This window comes from Actinomadura sp. CNU-125 (assembly GCF_001942465.1).
Lineage (GTDB): Bacteria > Actinomycetota > Actinomycetes > Streptosporangiales > Streptosporangiaceae > Spirillospora.
In genome coordinates, this window is sequence record NZ_MKJY01000596.1 from 13,218 (window position 1) to 30,805 (window position 17,588).

The window sequence follows — 17,588 nt, forward strand, 5'->3', positions numbered from 1 at the left end:
ACCATGCACCCCGACGACTTTCATTTGCGCGACCTGCCGGATGGCTCCGGCATCGAGCTGGACGCCGACATCGATGCGGCACTCGCCCGCCTGCACCAGGCGTTCCCCGGCATCTGCATCTGGCACGGCGAGTTCAGCGGCTCGCTGTGGGCCTTACTCCCCGATCGGCTGGTCGAGGCGAAGAACGCCGCCGGTCTCGCCCGTCGGCTCCACGCCGCCCTCGGTCCGCCGCGTTCCGTCCCGCCCACGACCGCGCGGCGACGGGACGGCACCTGGACCGCACCTCGTCGCGAAGCCGTCCACAATCGGCGCCCCGGCCTCCTCGCCCGGCTCGCGGCCGCCTGCCGACGTCTCGCCCACGGCGTGGGGCCGGCGCGGCAAGCGGCTTGACGAGCGAAGGCCTATCTCTCTTCGGCGGTGTAAGACCTGAACGCCCATTCGCTCCACCCGTTTGGGGTGTCGACCAGCACCAGCGTGTTCCATCCTCGGTAGAGACACCCGGACCGCTGATCGTGGTGGAGGTTGTCGACCAACTCTTGCCACAGGTCGTAGTCCTCGTACTTGAGCAGTTGCGAGGCATTGACGACAACGACGCATTCCGCCTTGGCGGAACGATCGTCCAGGGCCTCCCTGAAATCCGTCCACCCCTGCGTCGCCCCATACGGCAATTGCAGCGCGGCGACGAAATGATCGATGGCCTTCGCTGCGGTCGTGCATGCCGATCCCAGCACAATTCGCACCGTGACCTCGGTGAACTCGTCGCCGAGCGCCGCGTCGAGGGCCGGGCCGAGGCGTTGAATCAGTTCTTCGACCCTGTCCGCATCCAGCTCCATAATTACCACCTCGCCGCATTCGTCGATCACGCGTGCGATGAGCGGGTCGAGGCTGGCGGTATGTGAAGGCTCCTGCGTCATGACCCCATTGTGCGATGCCGACCAGCAAGGCGGCCGATGGCTTGCGGGTCCGGACGTTCGGCGGCGGGCGGCCCGGGGTGGGCCGCCCGCGCCGGGCGGGTCAGAGGTTGCGGCGCTGGATGGTCCAGTCGGTCTTGCACAGGCCGCAGTTCGAGCCGGTGAAGAGGGCGCCCGCGGTGGCGTCGCCATTCAGGCGCCACTTGAGCCAGGCGGAGCCGACGCGGCCGAACTCGCCGCCGTTGGGTTCACTGAAGGTGCCGAAGTGGCCGACGTCCAGGTTGCCCATGAAGGCGGGCAGGCCGGACGGGATGCGGTTCCAGTCGTCCATCGCGTTCTCGTAGGCGATGTCGCTGGGGCCGCCGACGATGTAGGCGATGGGGGCGTGCAGGTTCGCGAGCTGGTCGTTGTTCGCGTCGTCCAGCATTCCGCTGTTGAAGATCATCGTGGTGTCGACGCGGGGGTCGGCGGCGGAGACCTCGTAGGCTTCCAGGCCGCCGCAGGACTGACCGGCGACGGCGATGCTGTCGGTGTCGATCTTGCCGCGCAGGTCGCTGAAGAGCCGGTCGTTCTCCTCGATCGCCCAGTCGATGGACTCGGTCAGCATGTCGGCGTCGGTGCTGCCCCAGCCGCCCGGGCTGCCGTTGGCGATGACGAGGAAGCCGTGCGAGGCGAACTCCTTGAGGATGTTCTCGAACCAGGTGCCGTCGGCGCGGCAGGCGCCGTTGCCCCAGGCCAGGACGGGGAGCTGAACGCCGTCGGGGACGTTCGTCGGGCGGTAGATCGTGTGGTCGGGGAGCCGCCAGGACGTCTCGTAGTCGGCGGGGTACGGGCCCGAACCGCCGGGCGCGGCGTACGCGGGAGCGGCCGGTGCCTGGACGAGCGCGCCGGCCATCAGCACGCCCGCGAGCACGGTGACGGCCTTCGAGATGCGACGTCTCACAGAGAACCTCCTCGGGAGAGGCGACGGGGGTCGCGAGCGTCGCGTTTTCGTGACGCTCGTGCCGAGAATGTCGCAAGTCGGGGTCGGGCGGTCAACGGTTCGGAGGGAGAACCGGCGATTGTGCCGATGCCCGCGTGGCTTCAGGGGGGCTTCGCGGGGTGTTAAGGCGGCTTTAGGGTGCGGCTCGTTAGCGTCCCGACGGCAATCGTGGTCCGGCGGACCACGGACGGAACGTTGGGAAGGTCTCCATGCGTAGATTCGTCGCGTACCCCCTCGCCGCGCTGGCGGCCGTCGGGTCGACGCTGTTCGTCGCGAGCCCGGCGTCGGCGCACGGGTACATCTCCTCGCCGCCCAGCAGGCAGGCGCTGTGCGCGGAGGGGTCGGTGACCGACTGCGGCCCGATCCAGTACGAGCCGCAGAGCGTCGAGGGGCCGAAGGGGCTGCGGAGCTGCGACGGCGGGAACGAGCAGTTCGCGGTGCTCTCGGACGAGAGCCGCGAATGGCCCGCGGCCAGCGTCGGGTCGACCGTCACGTTCAACTGGGTCATCACCGCGCGGCACCGGACGGCGGACTGGTCGTACTACGTCGGCGACAAGCTGGTGGCGTCCTTCGACGGCAACAACGAGCAGCCGGGCGCGGTCGTGAACCACACGGTCGACCTCGGCGCGTTCTCCGGACGGCAGACCGTGCTCGCGGTCTGGAACATCGGCGACACCGCGAACGCCTTCTACAGCTGCGTGGATGTGAACGTGGGCGGTGGCGGCGGTTCCGGTACGACGCCGCCCACGAGCGAGCCGTCGCCGGAGCCGAGTGAGGAGCCCTCGACGGCGCCGCAGCCGACGGATGAGCCGTCCGCCGAGCCGACGGACGAGCCGTCCTCGCCGCCTGCTTCCGGTGGGGACGCCTGGACGGTCGGGCGGGCGTACAAGGCCGGGGACGTCGTGTCCTACGAGGGCGAGCGGTACCGGTGCCGGCAGCCGCACACGTCGATCCGCAGCTGGGAGCCGTCGGAGTTCACCCTGGCCCTCTGGCTGCCGCTGTGAACGCGCGCCGCGGGGCGGTGGTTCTTCTCGCGCCGCTGCTGCTGACGGCGGCGACGGCGTGCGGCGGCGAGGCGACGGAGGGCAAGCCGGTTAGCGCCGCGTCGGACGTCGCCGCGAAGCACAACGACGGCGACGTCATGTTCCTGCAGATGATGATCGAGCATCATGCGCAGGGGCTGGAGATGGCGGGGGTGGCGGCGGAGCGGGCGCCGAGCGAGGACGTGCGCGTCCTGGCGGGGGCCGTGAAGGCGACGCAGACGGAGGAGGCGAAGCGGATGGTCTCCTGGTTGAAGGCGTGGTCGAAGCCGCTGAAGGCGGAGCACGGGCACCACGGGCACCATGGCGCGGCGCCCGCGACGAGCGCCCGGGAGATCGACGCGTTGAAGGAGGCGAAGGGGGCGGAGTTCGAGGCGGCGTTCCTCAACCTGTTCATCGCCCACCAGCACAACGCGGTCGAGATGGCTCAGGCCGAACTGAAGGACGGGACGAACCCGGACGCGAAGGCGTTCGCCGAGCGGGTCCGCGAGTCCCGGACCGATCAGATCCGGCAGATGCTCGGGCTGCTCAACGCCTGAGGCCCGCTGAGCCCCCGGCCCGGAACCCGGGGGCTCAGCGGCGTTCGGTGCGCAGCCACATCTCGATGCGGGCGCCCCCGAGTTGGGGCGAGCGGTCGACGCGGAGGGTGCCGCCGGTGGTGGCGGCGAGGCGGTGGGCGATGTCGAGGCCGAGGCCGGTGGAGCCGGCGCCGCTCGTCCCGCGGCGGAGGGCGGTGTCCACGTCGGCGATGCCGGGGCCCGCGTCCGCGAACAGGAGGCCGACGCGTTGTCTTCCGCGGTGGACGGTCACGGTGAATCCGGCGCCGCGGGGGGTGTGCCGGAACACGTTGCCCATCAGCGCGTCGATCGCCGCGACGAGTTCGGCGCGGGCGACCGGCACGGGCACCGGGCCGTCCGGTGCGATGAGCTGGTGCGGACGGTCCTGGTCCTCGGCGAGCGCGGACCAGAACTCCAGGCGGTCGCGGACGACGTCGGCGGCGTCGCATCCGGCGGGCTGCGGGCGGGGCCTGCGGGAGGTGGCGATGAGCGAGTCGATCTCGGTTTCCAGGCGGGCGAGGGCCTCGCGGCCGCGGTCGAGGCGGCGGGGGTCGCCGGGGTTGGCGACGAGGCCGTCGATGCTGAGGCGCAGGGCGGTCAGCGGGGTGCGGAGCCGGTGCGACAGGTCGGCGGCGGTTTCCCGTTCGGCCGCGAGGAGGCCAGCGACCTGCCCGGCCATCGTGTTGAACGCGGTCGCGGCCGCCCGGAGTTCGCGGGGGCCGTCCGGGGCGACGCGCACGTCCAGTTCGCCCGCGCGACGCGTCCGGCGGCGTCGGCGAGGCGGCGGGACGAGCGGACGACGCGGGTCGCGAGCCGGTCGCCCATCGCGACGGCGACGACGCCGAGGGCGAGCGCGACGGCGGCGAGCGTCAGCCACGCCTCGGTGACGCCCCGGGACAGTTCGGCGCGCGGGACGAACACCTCGATGACCGCGGTGGGGGTGCCTTCGCGGACGACCGGGCGGAGCAGCACCTGCCCGCCGCGGAGTTCGACGGGGAACGCGCGGCCCCCGTCGCGGGCGGTCGCGACGGCGGACGGCGCGACGCGGGGGGTGCCGAGGACGGCGCCCGGCAGGTGCAGGGCGAGCCGTCCGTCCGCGCCCGCCTCGGTGGACGCGACGGCGTCGGCGAGGGCGTCGGGTTCGGTGGTGATCGCGAGGACCGGGACGAGGGACGCGGCCTGCCGTTCGGCGCCGGTCAGCGCGCGGTCGCGGGCGATCTGCTTCACCACGAGGCCGAGCGGGAGCAGGAACGACACCGCGACCATGGCGGTGACCGCGAACGAGACGAGGGCGAGGGTGCCGCGCATGCCGTTCATCGGGTCGGTCCGGCGATAATGGCGCTCATGCGGATACGGTTCGCGACCGCCTGGTGCACGGCGACGCTGGCCGGGCTCGCGGTGAGCTGGTGGGGCGTGCAGCACGCCGTCGGCGGCACGGCGCTCGGGGACGCGCCGGTGGCGGCGGTGCCGGTCCGCACCGGGCGGCCGCCCGCGCCGTCGGCGACGCACCGCGCCGGAGCCGCGAAGCGGGAGACGCTGTCGCCGTCGCCGCGCGCGACGGCGTCGAGGTCAGCCACGCCCGCCGCCGAACCGGGGAAGCGGCGCACCTACACGGTCCGGTCGGGACGGGTGGTGCTGGAACTGCGCGAGCACGGTGCGCGGCTCGTGTCCGCCTCGCCCGAGCAGGGGTTCCGGGTGCGGGAGTGGCGGCAGGACAAGTGGCTGCGGGTGGAGCTGACGGACGGCGAGCACGGGTCGGCCGTGATCGCGTCGTGGCACGACCATCCGACGCTGGTGCAGGTCTACGAGTACTGACATCACGGCGCCGTGAGCATCACGCCGACGCCGCGGACGGTGTGCAGGTAGCGGGGGCGCGCGGCGGTCTCGCCGAGTTTGCGGCGCAGCCACGACATGTGGACGTCGAGGGTCTGGTCGTCGCCGTGCGCGTGCCGCCACACCTCGGCGAGGACCTCCCGGCGGCGCACGACGCGGCCCGCGTGGGCGGCGAGGAAGGCGAGGAGGTCGAATTCGAGGCGGGTGAGCCGCAGTTGCGTCCCGTCCAGGGTGGCGCGGCGCGCGTCCCGGTCGATGCGCAGGCCGCCCACCTCCAGGACGTCCGGCGGGGTGTTCGCGCGGACGCGGCGCAGGACCGCCTGGATGCGGGCGTCGAGCTGGTCGCCGGAGAACGGCTTGACCACGTAGTCGTCGGCGCCCGAGCGCAGCAGCCGGACGATCTCGCGTTCGTCGTCGCGCGCGGTCGCGATGATCACGGGGGTGGCGGTGACCGCGCGCAGCATCTTCAGGGCCTCTCCGCCGTCGAGGTCGGGCAGGCCGAGATCGAGCACGATCATGTCGTAGCCGTGCCCGTCGGTCGCCTCGCGGAGCGCGTCCAGGGCGCGCACGACGCTGTGCACGGCGTGCCCGAGGTCGGTCAGCTCGTGGATCAGCGCCTGCCGGACGATCTCGTCGTCCTCGACCAACAGAACCATCGCCATGGCCCACAAAAGTAGAACATGTCGGGCGGATGTGCGGGCGTTCAGCGGGGCGCGTAGCCCTCGGCGACGAGACGTTCGGCGATGCGCGCGTAGGCGGCGGGGTCGGCCGGGACGGCCGTCGCGAGGCCGTCCACGTACCGGTTGTACATGCAGAACGCGGCGGCGATCAGGACGGTGTCGTGGATCTCGACGTCCGTGGCGCCCGCGGCGCGGGCGGCCGCGATGTGCGCATCATCGACCTCGCGCCCGCCGCGCCGGACGGCCGCGGCGATCGCCAGGAGCGCGCGGAGCCGCTCCGGGACGGGCGCCGTGGACGGGTCCGCGTGCACCTGCTCGACCAGGTTCGTCCCGCCGGAGAGCTGGACGGCCGCGCAGGCGCCGTGGGTGGAGGCGCAGTACCGGCACCCGTTCAGTTCCGACACGTACGCGCCGATCAGCTCGCGCTCGCCGCGCGCCAGCGGGCCGGGGCCGCGCAGCAGCGTCTCGGCGAGCAGCGAGAGCGGCCCGGCCGTCTCGGGGCGGAACCGCAGCAGCGAGGGAAGCCCCGGGATGCCGTCGTCCAGGTCGATGTGCGCCAAATCCTGCCTCCTGCCGGGCCTGTCTGTATCGCCCGATACTGCCCTGTTACGGCGTCAGGAGAGGGGTTTTCTCGCCACTCCGCAGAAAGGCATGGTCTCCTCCGGCTCGCCCCACGGGCTGGGCTCCGGACGCCAGCGGGGGCACGTCACCACGCCGGGCTCGATCAGTTCGAGCCCGTCGAACAGCGCCTCGATCTCCTTCGCCGTCCGCGCCCGGATGAGCTGCGGGGTGCCGCTGGAGTTCCACGCGTCCGTCGCGGCGCGCGTCACGTCCACGTCGAGGCAGGCGTGCGAGATGGCGACGAAGCTGCCGGGGGCGAGCACGTCGGTGAACGTCCGCAGGATCCGCCGCGCCTCGGCGTCGTCGGTCACGAAGTGCAGCAGCGCGAGCATCATCAGCGCGACCGGACGGTCGAAGTCGAGCGTCCGCGCGGCCTGGTCGAGGATGTGCCCGGGGTCGTGGACGTCGGCGTCGATGTAGTCGGTCGCGCCCTCCGGGGTGCCCGCGAGCAGCGCGCGGGCGTGCGCGAGGACGAGCGGGTCGTTGTCGACGTACACGACGCGGCTCTCGGGGGCGACGCGCTGCGCGATCTCGTGCGTGTTGTCGACCGTCGGCAGCCCCGTCCCGACGTCGAGGAACTGCCGCACTCCCTCGTTCCCGGTGAGGTGCCGGACGCACCGTCCGAGGAACAGCCGGTCGCTGCGAGCCGCCGGGACGATCGCCGGGACGTCGCGGGCGACGCGCTCACCGGCGGCGCGATCGACCTCGTAGTGGTCCTTGCCGCCGAGCCAGTAGTCCCAGACGCGCGCGGAGACCGGCCGTTCCGTCTGGAAACGCTCGTGGGGGGACATGCGACTCCTCCGTCACGGAATGTCAGAAGGACAGTACATGCGACGGAGTCGGTTCGTCAGACCATGAACTGGTCGTGCCGCAGATAAAGGTCGGTCCATTCCTCGTCGGTGAGCGTTCGCCCGGTCTTCGCGATATCGGCGAGTTCCTCGAAATACCCTTCACGCGGCGCACCCGGCGTGAACAGCAGCAGCATCGACGCGGGCGCGCCCGACTCGTTGCGGAACCCGTGCACTCCCCCTTCCGGAACGTGCATGTAGTCGCCCGGTCCGGCGTCCGCCCAGCCGTTGCCGTCGTGCAGCCGGACCGTCCCGTCCAGGACGAAGAACGACTCGGTCATCGTCCGGTGGAAGTGCGGTGCGGGCCCGGACGGCTTCGGGCCCATGTCCCAGCGGTAAAGGCCGAAGGCTCCGTTCGTCGACCCGCCCGTGCCGAGATAGTGCACCTCCGTGCCCGCAATTCTCCCCTCGGCGTCGCGCGGGGCCATCATCAGGTCCGGCGCGGTATCGGCCCGCCGGATGACGGCATTGGACTCGCCCGATTCAGCGAAGTACCGCGCTTGCGGATACGACATTCCGGTCTCCTCTCCTGGGGGTGACGACCTTATCCCGGCCGGCCCGGCGGCCCGGCGGCCGTCAGCGCAGGTCGAGGTCCCGGCGGCGGAAGGCGGCGAAGCCGACCGCGAGGAGGGCGGCCGCGATCGCCGTCAGGATCAGCAGCGGCGCCCAGCGCAGGTCCGCGCCCGGGAGCCGCGGCACGTGGCCGAACGGGGACAGGTCGTTCGTCCACCCGGGGAGTCGCAGCAGCCCGCCGAACGTGGTGACGAAGACGGCGTACCACACGATCGCCCAGGTCGCGGCGATGGCGCGGGGCGCCAGGCCGAACAGGGCGAGCGCCGCACCGCCGGTGATCCACACCGCCGGGACGTAGGCGAGCGCCGCACCGACCGTCCGCGGCAGCAGCCCGGCGTCGCCGACCGCGACGGCCGCGGCGGCGCCCGCGCCCAGCCCGGTGAGCAGCAGCATCGCCGCGCCGCCCGCCAGCGCGACGGCGACGTGCCCGGCCAGCCAGCGGGTCCGCGACACGGCGGTGGCCAGCACCGGCTCGGCCCGTCCGGCGGTCTCCTCGACGCGCGCCCGCTGCATCGCCAGGATCACCTGGACGCCGCAGACCGCCGCGAGCATCGACGTGATCACGCTGACGAACTGTTCGGTCAGGGACGAACCGGGAATGGTCGCCACCCACTCCTGCAGGCTCTCGTTCTCGCCGATCGCGTCCCGCACGTCGCCGGTGAAGACCCCGTAGACGGCGCCGAGCGCGGCCATCGACACGCCCCACCACAGCAGGCTTGTGCGCTGGAGCCGCAGCGCGAGCCCGAACGGCGTGCCGAGGGACGGCGACGCGGTGCGGGGTCCGGGCCGCGGCGGCCGCAGCCCCGAACCGACGTCGCGGCGGGTGGTCAGCGCGAACGCGGCGGCGAGCAGGCCGCCGGTGAGCAGCAGGGCGAGGCCCAGCGGCCACCAGCGGCCGTCGACGTAGACCCGCGTCGCCTGCGCCCAGCCGATCGGCGACAGCCACGACAGCGCGCCGCCGCCCATGTCGCCGACCGCCCGCACCGTGTAGGCGGCGCCGATCAGCGCGCCCGCCATGCCCGCGGCGCCGCGCCCGTACTCGCCGACCTGCGCGGTGACGGCCGCGACCGCGGTGAAGACCAGCCCCACGGCGGTCAGCGACGCGCCGAACAGCAGCGAGCCCGGCCACGTCACGCTCTCGATGCCGCTGCCGCCGAGGAGGAGCGTGACGAGCGTGCCCAGCGCGACGTTCGCCCCGCCCACCACGAGGACCGCGGCGGCGAGCGGCGCGTGCCGTCCCACCACGCCCGCCCGGACGAGCTCGGCGCGTCCGGCCTCCTCCTCCGTGCGGGTGTGCCGGACGACCAGCAGCACGCTCATCAGCGCCACGAAGATCGCGACGAAACCGAGCATCTCGTTCGCGAGCATCGCACCGTAGGTGTAGTCGTCGAGGCCGTGCCCGGGGCCGCTGAACGCGGCGCCCGCCGGACTGTCGACCAGCTCGGCGCGCGACCGCCGCCCCGCGGCGTCGGGGTAGGTGCCCGCCAGGTTCGACGCCGTCGCCGACGTGCTCAGGTTCAGCGCGAGCAGCCACGCCGGGATCCGGATCCGGTCGCGGCGCAGCATGAACCGGGCGAGGACGGCGGTGCCGGTGAACGTGCCCTCGCGCTCGGGCCGATGCCCCGTGGCCGGGGCGATGTCGGTCGCGACGGCCATCACGTGACCGTCCCGTCGTCGACGGGGACGCCGTTCCCGGCGAGCTCGTCGCCGTAGTGCCGCAGGAACAGCTGCTCCAGCGTCGGCGGGCGGCTGATCAGGGTGTGCGGGACGAACTCGCTCAGCCGGCGGACGGCCGCGCCCAGATGCTCGGCGTCGACGTCGAACCGCACGCGCCCGTCCTCGACGTGGAGGCCGTGCACGCCCGGCACGCCGTCCAGGCCGGTGACCGGGCGGTCGGTCTCGGCCTCGATCGTCGTGCGGGTCAGGTGGCGCAGGTCGGCGAGCGCCCCGCTCTCGACGATGCGGCCGAGCCGGATGATGCTCACGCGGTCGCACAGCTTCTCGACCTGGGCGAGGATGTGGCTCGACAGCAGCACCGTGCGCCCGTCCGCTTGCGCCTCGGCGATGCACTCCTGGAACACCGCCTCCATCAGCGGGTCCAGCCCGGCGGTGGGCTCGTCCAGGATCAGCAGGTCGGCCCGCGACGCCAGCGCCGCGACCAGCGCGACCTTCTGCCGGTTGCCCTTGGAGTACGTGCGTCCCTTCTTGGACGTGTCCAGGTCGAAGCGGTCGCACAGCTCGTTGCGGCGCGCCTTGTCGAGCCCGCCGCGCAGCCGGGACAGCAGGTCGATGGCCTGGCCGCCGGTGAGATTGGGCCACAGGTCGACGTCGCCGGGCACGTAGGCGACCCGGCGGTGCAGCCGGACGGCGTCGCGCCAGGGGTCGCCGCCCAGCAGCGTCGCCCGTCCCGAGTCGGGGCGCAGCAGGCCCAGCAGGACGCGGATCGTGGTCGATTTGCCGGCGCCGTTCGGGCCGAGGAAGCCGTGCACCTCGCCGGTGCGGACGGTCAGGTCGAGACCGTCGAGCGCGCGCGTCCGGCCGAACGTCTTGACCAGGCCGGACACCTCGATGGGATACGTGGGTCGTGCGGTCATGGGAACACCTCGTGATGGGTGCGAAGGATGGGGGTGCGCGCGCGTCGCGGGCGCGCGTCAAGGCCCGTCCGGGCGGAACGCGGGACGGGTGAAGGTGCGGGTCCGGAGAAACGGTGCGCGTCAGGCGGGCGGGTCGGAGTCGGCCTTGCGGGCGGCCGCGTCCGACGTGGGGATGCGCGGCCCGGTCGTCTCGTCGATCATCCGGTCCAGGGCGGCGCGCATCTGCACGACGAGGTCCGGGTCGAGCAGGTCGTCGGTGACGATGTCGAGCATCGCCCGTCCCATCCGCGGATAGCCCTCGGAACCGAGCATGTCGGCGCCGAGCGCCCGCGACATGTGCTCGTGGATCACGATCATGCCGAACGTCATGCCGGTCAGGACGGCCGCGTAAGCGTGCGGATCGGAGGTGTTCGGCTTGGACACGCCCGGCGTGTCACCCTGGAGCATCTCCTCGCTGACCGCGACCACGTCGTCGAACAGCGCCGCCGCCCCCGGCGACCCGTCCACCAGCGCGCGGGCGAGGTAGCGCTGGAGCGGCAGCAACGCGTCCAGCGCGGTCGCGGTGAAACCCGGGTTGCCCATACCGCCCCGCAGGCCCTCCAGCTTCGTGCTCTTGAGGATCTCCAGGGCGTACTCGTCGCAGGCCCGGCGCAGCGCCTCCTTCGAGCGGAAGTGGTGCTGCACCAGCCCCGGCGACACCCCGGCCGCCCGGGCGATCCCGCGGATCGTCGCGCCGTTCACGCCGCGCTCGGCGAACTCCCGCAGCGCCGCGTCGCGGATGCGCGCGCGTGCCGCCGGTTCCCCGGCCGTCCGCTCGCCCATCTCGCTCATACCCCAACGATCCAATACAAGCGTTCAATGCGCAATACGCGTGTACCGTGCGCATGGTTGCCCGACGGTGACAGTCGCCTTACCTCCGGCCCTCGACAGCTACGTCGATGGGTCAGGGCGACGGGGGCGCGATCAGCCGCACGACGTCGCCGTAGGACGGCACGCCGCCGCCCCACTCCTCGCCGGTCACACCGAACGCGCTGGTCACGGCGGCGTGCAGCGCCTCCCGGAACAGCAGCGAACCGCAACTGACACGGCCAGCCCCCAGTTCCGCCAGCCGCTCGAACCCGGTACGTCCCGGCAGGTGCAGGACGTTCAGCGGGACGTCGACCGCCGCGACGACGGCGGCGATGTCGTCGTCGTCCGCGATGCCGGGCACGAACACGCCGTCCGCCCCCGCGTCCGCGTAGGCCCGGACGCGGCGGAGCGTCTCGTCCAGCGACGGACGATCACCGCCGAGCCAGTACGTGTCGGTGCGGGCGTTCACGAACATTCCGGGCGCCGCACGCTTCACCGCCTCGACGACCCGGGCGTGCGCCCGCACCGGCGCGAGGCCCCCACCGGGACGTCCGTCCTCGATGTTCACCCCGGCGACCCCGAACGAGGCGAGTTCGGCCACCAGCGCGGCCACCTCGTCCGGACGGTCGGAGAAGCCCGCCTCGACGTCGACGCTGACCGGCACCGGCAGCCGCACCAGCCGCCGGGCCAGCGCGAGCGTCTCCTCCCGGGTGCCGCCCGCGGCGTCCGGTTTCCCGGCGGCCGCGGCCACGCCGAGGCTGGTGGTGCCGATGGCGGCGAACCCGGCCGCCGCCAGCGCCGCGCCGGACGCGAAATCCCACGCGTTCGGCAGCAGCAGCGGCCGCTCCCCGCGATGCAGTTCCCCGAAGTCCACGGTCTCGACCGTAAGCCCGGAACGTTTCGACGACGGCCGAAACGCCGTCCGTCCCCCGCAACCCGTCGCGCGGTGCCGGTGTTCTCCGGGCGACATCTGCGAGAGGAGCCGACGATGGACGCCTGGGGCGTCATGCAGAAGTTCTACGCGGCCGAGGCCGCCTACGTGGCCGCGGGCGGGTACGGCAAGGCCGACTACGGCGAGGTCGCGGCCTGGCTGGACCCCGAAGTGGTGCTGCACCAGGCGCCCGGCCTCCCGTTCACCGGCACGGGAACGTGGCGCGGCCACGACGGCATGGAACGGTTCCTCGCCCGGTTCAGCGAGGTCTGGGAGGCGATGGAGTTCCTGGAACAGGAGCACCACGGCGGCCGGGACACCGTGGCGGTGCGCAACCGGGTCCGGTTCCGCGCGCGGGCGACGGGACGGGAGGTGGAGACGGAGATCCTCCAGTGGATCACCGTCCGGAACGGCCGCATGCTCGAATGCCGCCCCTTCTACTGGGACCCGGCGGCGATCGCCGCCGCCTGCGACCGGACGAACGCCGCGTAGCGGGCACGCGCCCCGCCGACGTATCGTCCCGTCAAGAAGATCATGTCGTCGCGAGCCGGGGGCCCACCGTGCTGTATCTCGTCCTCGCCTGCGACGTGCTCTTCTGGGTCTTTCTCGGCGGCGGGCTCGCCGCCCGCTACGCCGCCGGTCGGCGGACGCTCGGCGGCGTCCTGCTGCTGTGCGTCCCGCTGATCGACGTCGTGCTGCTGGCGGCGACCGTCCTCAGCATCCGCAACGGCGCAGAACCGACCATTTGGCACGGCCTGTCGGCGGCCTACCTCGGCATCACCGTGGTGTACGGGCACCGCACGGTCCGCTGGGCCGACGCCAGGTTCGCCCGCCGCTTCGGCGAGGACGCGCCCCCGCCGCGTCCGAAACCGTACGGGCGCGCCGCGATCGTGGACGCCTGGACGTCCTGGCTCACGTTCCTGCTGGCCTACGCACTGAGCGTCGGCCTGATGTTCGGGCTGGTCGCGCTCGTCGGCGGCCTCGACGCGGGCGCGCCGCTGCTCGTCTGGCTCAACCCGCTCACGAAGGTCCTGATCTACAGCCTGATCTGGCCCGTGCTGACCACCATCTGGCCGGGAAAGCCGCCGGAGGCGACCGAGAACACCTGACCGCGCGGGGCCGACGACGCGCCCGCACGAACGAGCGGTGCGTCACGTCGTCCGGCGGGGGCGGGTGCCGGACGCGGCCGGGGCGTCCGGGTACGGGGCGATCTCGCGCTCCCACTGCGCCGCGCCCTCTTCGAGCCGCCGCGGCGTCGTCGTGCACTGCACGACGTACGGGTCGCCCGCCCGGCGCCGGTACTCCCACGGCGGGGAGAACTCCAGGTCGAGGCCGATCTCCAGCGCCACCAGGCCGGACGGACGGCCGGTCACCGACATCGACAGGTCGGGTTCGAGGAACCGCAGTTCGGCGGGCGGCTCGCCGCCCGCCGCCGCGCGGGCGGCGCTCCGCAGCCAGGACGCGACGCGCGGCGTCTCGTCGCAGGTCAGCGCGGCGTACCGGAACGTCCACGAGCCGTCGGGGCAGGCGGCGCTCCCCTCGACCATGTGCCAGCTGTATCGCAGCGCGGGGTCGTCGGGGAACTGGTAGCCGGTGACCCGCAGTTCCACGCCATGGCCGGAATCATCGATCAAGCGCACGCCGACGAGTGTGCCAGGAGCCGGTGACACCAGGCGCCCCTGTACGACCCGGTGCGGCGGGCGGTCGAGGCGGGGCACGGCGACCACGGCATCTCCGCCCGCCACGAAGTGCTCAAGCGCTGATTGTTTGCCTTTGTTGGGGATTGTCGCATTCGGGGGCGGTGACACCCTTCGCGAAGGAGGTGGTGCGGATGGCCAGGCATCGTGCGCACCGCCCGAGCTGGCCGATGCTGGTGGGGCTGCTCGGGTTCGCGTTCATCCTCTACGTGTGGGTGTGGGCGGCGACGCAGGGCGGGCCGCCGTTCTGGGACTGACTCACGCCCTGCGGGCGAGGAAGCGGACGTGGTCGAAGGGGCGTTCGTCCGGAGCGGGACGGCGCGCGAGCCGGGCCGTCTCCTCGAAGCCCGCGTCCCGCAGGAGCGCGGCGAGGTGGCCGTCGGGCCACCGGTAGGCGCGCGTGACCTTGTGGTCGAACGGGGCGGGCGCGTCGCCGCCCGCGAAGACGCCGAGCAGGACGTGGCCGCCCGGCCGCAGGACGCGGTGGAACTCGGCGAGGATCGCCGGGACGTCGCCCGGATCCGTGTGGATGATCGAGTACCACGACAGGACGCCGCCGAGCGTCCCGGACGGGACGTCGAGCGCGGCGATCGTGCCCTCGTCGAAGCGGACGCCGGGGTGCGCCTCGCGGGCGTGCGTGACCATCGCGGGCGAGAGGTCGACGCCGAAGGCGTCCACACCGAGTTCGCGCAGGTGGGCCGTGTAGTGGCCGGGCCCGCACCCGGCGTCGGCGACCCGCCCCTCGACCGTCTCGGCGAACGCGGCGATGAGCGCCCGGTCGACGGGATGGTGCCGCCGGACGTCGCCGAACAGTTCGGCGTACAGGGGGACGACGGCGTCGTAGGCGCTTGCGGTCTGGTCGATCACGAAGCGAGATCCTACGCCCGCGGCCCTCCCGCGAGGTCGTCGCCGAGGGCGGTGCGCCGGTACAGGACGGACCTGCCGCGGCGTTCCCTCGTGACGAGCCCGGCCTCGCGCAGCACCGCGAGGTGGTCGCCGACGCCGCCGAGGCTCATCCGGAGCCGGGCGCTCAGCCAGGTGGTCGTGGCCGGTTCGGCGAGCAGGCGCAGCAGGTCCGCGCGGGTGCGGCCGACGAGTTTCCCGACGGCGTCCGCGTCGCGGGGCTCCCGGCTTTCCCACAGGGCGGCCACTCCCCTGGCGCGGTACATGAGCGTGGACGGCCAGTCCCGTTCGAGCGCGACGCCCAGTTCGGAGAACACCACGGGGACGAACGTCAGCCCGGCACCGTCCAGCCGCCGGGCGGCGTCGTCGCGGACATCGACCTCGATCACCCCGTCGCGCCAGCGCACCTGGCCGGACAGGCCGTCGAGGGCCTCCGCCCAGCCGTAGGCGGCCAGGCGGCCGGCGCGGTGGGCGATGTCGCTTCGACGATCGAGCGCAGCACCGGCCAGTCCGGTTCGAGCAGGGCCTGCCAGGCGCGCTCCAGCCCGGTGGCGAGCCGCTCGACCATGTCCGGCGCGTCGAGGACGGCGCGGACGGCGGCATCCGGCTCCGGCAGGCCGTCCAGGTTGCGGGCGATCTCCCGGCGCGCCCGGTCGAGCGGCGTCGCGCGCACCGTGGCGAGTTGCGCGGCGACCGTGAGGTTCGGGCGGGCGGGCGGCGGGCAGACGAAGTCGGCCATGTAGCCGTACCGGCGCCGCAGGAACGCGAGCGCCCGGACGGCCGGGTCGTCGGCCACGGCCCGGTAGCGCGGTCGCGCCCGCTCCGCCCACGGTCGCAGCGGCCCGGCGGGCACGCGTCCGGCGGCCAGACCGGCGGCGCTCATGGTCTCCAGCAGCGGCGCGACGCCGAACCGGCTCGCGGCGAGATCCGCCTGCCCAACTTCGATCCGGTACATGTTTCGCTCCTCCCCGAAACATTGTCCGCGGACGGGCGGGGCGCCGCACAGTCGTCGTCCATGAGCGACTCCCCGGCGGTGTCCGCGCGGTACCGCGACGTGTTCGGCGTCCCCGAGTTCCGGACGCTCTTCTCCCTGCAGACGTTGCAGGTGGCGGGCGATTCGATCCGGACGATCGCGCTGTCGGTGCAGATCTTCGAGCGGACGGGCTCGGCCGCGGCGGCGGCGCTCGTCTTCGCCGCGGGTTTCCTCCCGTACGTGGCGGGCGCCGCGCTGCTGCTGTCGCTCGCGGACCGCGTCCCGTCCCGGCGGCTCCTCACCGGCATCCACCTGCTGCGGTTCGTGGTGACGGCCGTCCTCGCCGGGGCCGGGCCGCCGCTGCCGGTGGTGCTGGCGCTGCTGGTCGCGGCCGGGCTGTTCGCGCCGGTCGGCGGCGCGACCGTCCAGGCCCGGCTGCCCGCGCTGCTGCCTGGGGACGGTTACGTGCTGGGCCGGTCGCTGTTCACGATGACGAGCGCGGGCGCGCAGATCGCCGGGCAGGCCGCGGGCGGGCTGCTGCTGGCGGTGCTCTCCCCGGCGGGCACGCTCTGGCTGGCGGCGGCCACGGCGGCGGTCGCCGTGTCGTTCGCCCGGCTGCGCCTGCCGGACGTCCCGTCCCGCGGGGCTTCGGGACGGTCGTCCGGCACGGCCCGGGAGACGTGGCGGGTCAACCGGCTGCTGCTGGGCGACCGCGGCACGCGCGGCCTGCTGCTGTCGGGGTGGCTGCCGATCTCCCTGTCGGTCGGGGCGGAGGGCGCGGCCGTGCCGTACGCGGCCGGGCTGGGGAATCCGGACGCGGCCGGGCCGCTGCTGACGGCGGCGGCCGCCGGGATGTTCGCGGGGAACCTCGTGGCGGGGCGGTGGATCCGGCCGGAACCGCGGGAACGGCTCGCGTTGCCGCTGGCCGTGCTGACGGGCGCGCCGCTCGTCGGGTTCGTCTTCGCGCCGGGCCTCGCGGCGGCCTGCGCACTGCTGGCGGCGGGCGCGTTCGGGCTGGCCTACGAACTGACGGTGCAGCGCCGCCTCGTGGACGCGGTCCCCGAGGAGATCCGCGGGCAGGCCATGGGCCTGTCGAACAGCGGGCTCATGACGGGCCAGGCCGCGGGGATCGGCGCGGCGGGCGCGCTCGGCGAGGTCCTCGCCCCCGGTTCCGTCATCGCGTGCTGCGGCGCCGCGGCGGTCGTCGCGTGTCTGCTCCTCGGACGCCACCTGCGGTAATTACGGACGGTGAAGTGTGCGAGCGGCGGGTGAGGGTAGCGGCGATGCGTGGTGTACGTGCTCGCTCTGGGGGCGGCCGCGCTGTTCGGGCTGGGTTCGGCCGTCCAGCAGCGGGCGGCGTCGCGCGCGCCCGAGGGGATGGTGCTGCACTGGCGGCTGCTGTGGTACCTGGTGCGGCAGCGGTTGTGGCTGGTAGGGGTCGGGACGGCGGTGGTGGGCAACGTCCTGAGCGCGCTGGCGCTCGGCAAGGGCGGGGTGACGCTGGTGCAGCCGCTGCTGGTGACGCGACTGCTGTTCGCGCTGCCGATCGCGGCGACGTGGGAGCGGCGGCGGCTGAGCCGGCGGGAGTGGGGCGGA

24 protein-coding genes and 1 pseudogene are annotated in these 17,588 nt (G+C 73.4%); 9 read left to right on the forward strand and 16 right to left on the reverse strand.

The window, feature by feature from the left end; translation table 11 throughout:
• Positions 1-3: 3 nt before the first annotated feature.
• Positions 4-390, forward strand: coding sequence for a hypothetical protein (locus BJF79_RS48790; protein WP_143221017.1), 387 nt, complete (start codon positions 4-6; stop codon positions 388-390).
• A gap of 11 nt (positions 391-401) precedes the next feature.
• Here the strand turns inward: BJF79_RS48790 and BJF79_RS48795 are convergent, their stop codons facing one another.
• Together BJF79_RS48795 and BJF79_RS48800 are read right to left on the reverse strand one after the other, a co-directional pair.
• A complete protein-coding gene (locus BJF79_RS48795; RefSeq protein WP_075907378.1) occupies positions 402-914 on the reverse strand; it encodes a hypothetical protein in 513 nt (170 codons plus the stop codon).
• Between the two features lie 100 nt (positions 915-1,014).
• On the reverse strand, positions 1,015-1,806 hold the full coding sequence (locus BJF79_RS48800; protein ID WP_075907396.1) for an alpha/beta hydrolase: 792 nt from the start codon (positions 1,804-1,806) through the stop codon (positions 1,015-1,017).
• A gap of 296 nt (positions 1,807-2,102) precedes the next feature.
• Between BJF79_RS48800 and BJF79_RS48805 the strand changes: the two genes are divergently transcribed.
• Both BJF79_RS48805 and BJF79_RS48810 read left to right on the forward strand, forming a co-directional pair.
• Positions 2,103-2,897, forward strand: coding sequence for a lytic polysaccharide monooxygenase (locus BJF79_RS48805; protein WP_075907379.1), 795 nt, complete (start codon positions 2,103-2,105; stop codon positions 2,895-2,897).
• A 17-nt stretch (positions 2,898-2,914) separates the two neighbouring features.
• On the forward strand, positions 2,915-3,472 hold the full coding sequence (locus BJF79_RS48810; protein WP_262403689.1) for a DUF305 domain-containing protein: 558 nt from the start codon (positions 2,915-2,917) through the stop codon (positions 3,470-3,472).
• A 34-nt stretch (positions 3,473-3,506) separates the two neighbouring features.
• Here BJF79_RS48810 and BJF79_RS65020 read toward each other — a convergent pair whose 3' ends face one another.
• A complete protein-coding gene (locus tag BJF79_RS65020; protein ID WP_262403690.1) occupies positions 3,507-4,169 on the reverse strand; it encodes a sensor histidine kinase in 663 nt (220 codons plus the stop codon).
• A 30-nt stretch (positions 4,170-4,199) separates the two neighbouring features.
• Positions 4,200-4,367 (reverse strand): annotated as a pseudogene (locus BJF79_RS68190) (hypothetical protein); the annotation flags it as partial.
• Between the two features lie 467 nt (positions 4,368-4,834).
• Between BJF79_RS68190 and BJF79_RS48820 the strand changes: the two are divergent.
• A complete protein-coding gene (locus tag BJF79_RS48820) occupies positions 4,835-5,305 on the forward strand; it encodes a hypothetical protein (RefSeq protein ID WP_143221019.1) in 471 nt (156 codons plus the stop codon).
• Between the two features lie 2 nt (positions 5,306-5,307).
• Here the strand turns inward: BJF79_RS48820 and BJF79_RS48825 are convergent, their stop codons facing one another.
• The 8 genes from BJF79_RS48825 to BJF79_RS48860 form a co-directional block, all read right to left on the reverse strand.
• On the reverse strand, positions 5,308-5,985 hold the full coding sequence (locus BJF79_RS48825) for a response regulator transcription factor (protein ID WP_075907381.1): 678 nt from the start codon (positions 5,983-5,985) through the stop codon (positions 5,308-5,310).
• Positions 5,986-6,026: 41 nt separating this feature from the next.
• Positions 6,027-6,563 carry a carboxymuconolactone decarboxylase family protein gene (locus BJF79_RS48830; protein WP_075907382.1) on the reverse strand — a complete coding sequence of 179 codons (537 nt, stop codon included), beginning with the start codon at positions 6,561-6,563 and terminating at the stop codon, positions 6,027-6,029.
• A gap of 54 nt (positions 6,564-6,617) precedes the next feature.
• A complete protein-coding gene (locus BJF79_RS48835) occupies positions 6,618-7,415 on the reverse strand; it encodes an SAM-dependent methyltransferase (RefSeq protein ID WP_075907383.1) in 798 nt (265 codons plus the stop codon).
• 56 nt (positions 7,416-7,471) lie between these two features.
• Positions 7,472-7,987: a cupin domain-containing protein gene (locus tag BJF79_RS48840; RefSeq protein ID WP_075907384.1), complete on the reverse strand. Its 516-nt coding sequence runs from the start codon at positions 7,985-7,987 to the stop codon at positions 7,472-7,474.
• Positions 7,988-8,048: 61 nt separating this feature from the next.
• Positions 8,049-9,701 (reverse strand): ABC transporter permease, encoded by a 1,653-nt coding sequence (locus BJF79_RS48845; RefSeq protein ID WP_075907385.1) that lies wholly within the window; start codon positions 9,699-9,701, stop codon positions 8,049-8,051.
• A complete protein-coding gene (locus BJF79_RS48850; protein WP_075907386.1) occupies positions 9,701-10,639 on the reverse strand; it encodes an ATP-binding cassette domain-containing protein in 939 nt (312 codons plus the stop codon). Before BJF79_RS48850 ends, BJF79_RS48845 begins: the two co-directional genes overlap by 1 nt.
• 120 nt (positions 10,640-10,759) lie before the next feature.
• Entirely contained in the window at positions 10,760-11,470 is a 711-nt protein-coding gene (locus BJF79_RS48855; protein WP_075907387.1) for a TetR/AcrR family transcriptional regulator, read from the reverse strand.
• 112 nt (positions 11,471-11,582) lie between these two features.
• The gene (locus BJF79_RS48860; protein ID WP_075907388.1) at positions 11,583-12,362 is read right to left on the reverse strand and encodes an isocitrate lyase/phosphoenolpyruvate mutase family protein; all 780 of its coding nucleotides are present in this window, start codon (positions 12,360-12,362) and stop codon (positions 11,583-11,585) included.
• Between the two features lie 114 nt (positions 12,363-12,476).
• Here BJF79_RS48860 and BJF79_RS48865 point away from each other — a divergent pair, with 114 nt between their 5' ends.
• Both BJF79_RS48865 and BJF79_RS48870 read left to right on the forward strand, forming a co-directional pair.
• On the forward strand, positions 12,477-12,911 hold the full coding sequence (locus BJF79_RS48865) for a nuclear transport factor 2 family protein (protein ID WP_075907389.1): 435 nt from the start codon (positions 12,477-12,479) through the stop codon (positions 12,909-12,911).
• 68 nt (positions 12,912-12,979) lie between these two features.
• Positions 12,980-13,528 carry a hypothetical protein gene (locus tag BJF79_RS48870; protein WP_075907390.1) on the forward strand — a complete coding sequence of 183 codons (549 nt, stop codon included), beginning with the start codon at positions 12,980-12,982 and terminating at the stop codon, positions 13,526-13,528.
• A gap of 42 nt (positions 13,529-13,570) precedes the next feature.
• On the opposite strand, the gene BJF79_RS48875 is transcribed toward BJF79_RS48870, so the two are convergent.
• Positions 13,571-14,029: a hypothetical protein gene (locus BJF79_RS48875; protein WP_075907391.1), complete on the reverse strand. Its 459-nt coding sequence runs from the start codon at positions 14,027-14,029 to the stop codon at positions 13,571-13,573.
• Between the two features lie 221 nt (positions 14,030-14,250).
• Between BJF79_RS48875 and BJF79_RS65030 the strand changes: the two genes are divergently transcribed.
• On the forward strand, positions 14,251-14,373 hold the full coding sequence (locus tag BJF79_RS65030) for a hypothetical protein (RefSeq protein ID WP_262403692.1): 123 nt from the start codon (positions 14,251-14,253) through the stop codon (positions 14,371-14,373).
• A 1-nt stretch (position 14,374) separates the two neighbouring features.
• Here the strand turns inward: BJF79_RS65030 and BJF79_RS48880 are convergent, their stop codons facing one another.
• Genes BJF79_RS48880 through BJF79_RS65040 form a run of 3 tightly spaced genes read right to left on the reverse strand, consistent with a single transcriptional unit; the run spans position 14,375 to position 15,974 of the window.
• The gene (locus BJF79_RS48880) at positions 14,375-14,983 is read right to left on the reverse strand and encodes a class I SAM-dependent methyltransferase (RefSeq protein WP_075907392.1); all 609 of its coding nucleotides are present in this window, start codon (positions 14,981-14,983) and stop codon (positions 14,375-14,377) included.
• 11 nt (positions 14,984-14,994) lie between these two features.
• Positions 14,995-15,408: an ArsR/SmtB family transcription factor gene (locus BJF79_RS65035; protein ID WP_262403693.1), complete on the reverse strand. Its 414-nt coding sequence runs from the start codon at positions 15,406-15,408 to the stop codon at positions 14,995-14,997.
• Entirely contained in the window at positions 15,405-15,974 is a 570-nt protein-coding gene (locus BJF79_RS65040) for a hypothetical protein (RefSeq protein ID WP_262403694.1), read from the reverse strand. Before BJF79_RS65040 ends, BJF79_RS65035 begins: the two co-directional genes overlap by 4 nt.
• Positions 15,975-16,034: 60 nt before the next feature.
• On the opposite strand from BJF79_RS65040, the gene BJF79_RS48890 reads away from it, so the two are divergent.
• Entirely contained in the window at positions 16,035-17,231 is a 1,197-nt protein-coding gene (locus tag BJF79_RS48890; RefSeq protein ID WP_075907393.1) for an MFS transporter, read from the forward strand.
• A 48-nt stretch (positions 17,232-17,279) separates the two neighbouring features.
• Positions 17,280-17,588 (forward strand): DMT family transporter (locus BJF79_RS48895; RefSeq protein ID WP_262403695.1); only part of this gene is annotated, 309 nt, incomplete at its 3' end.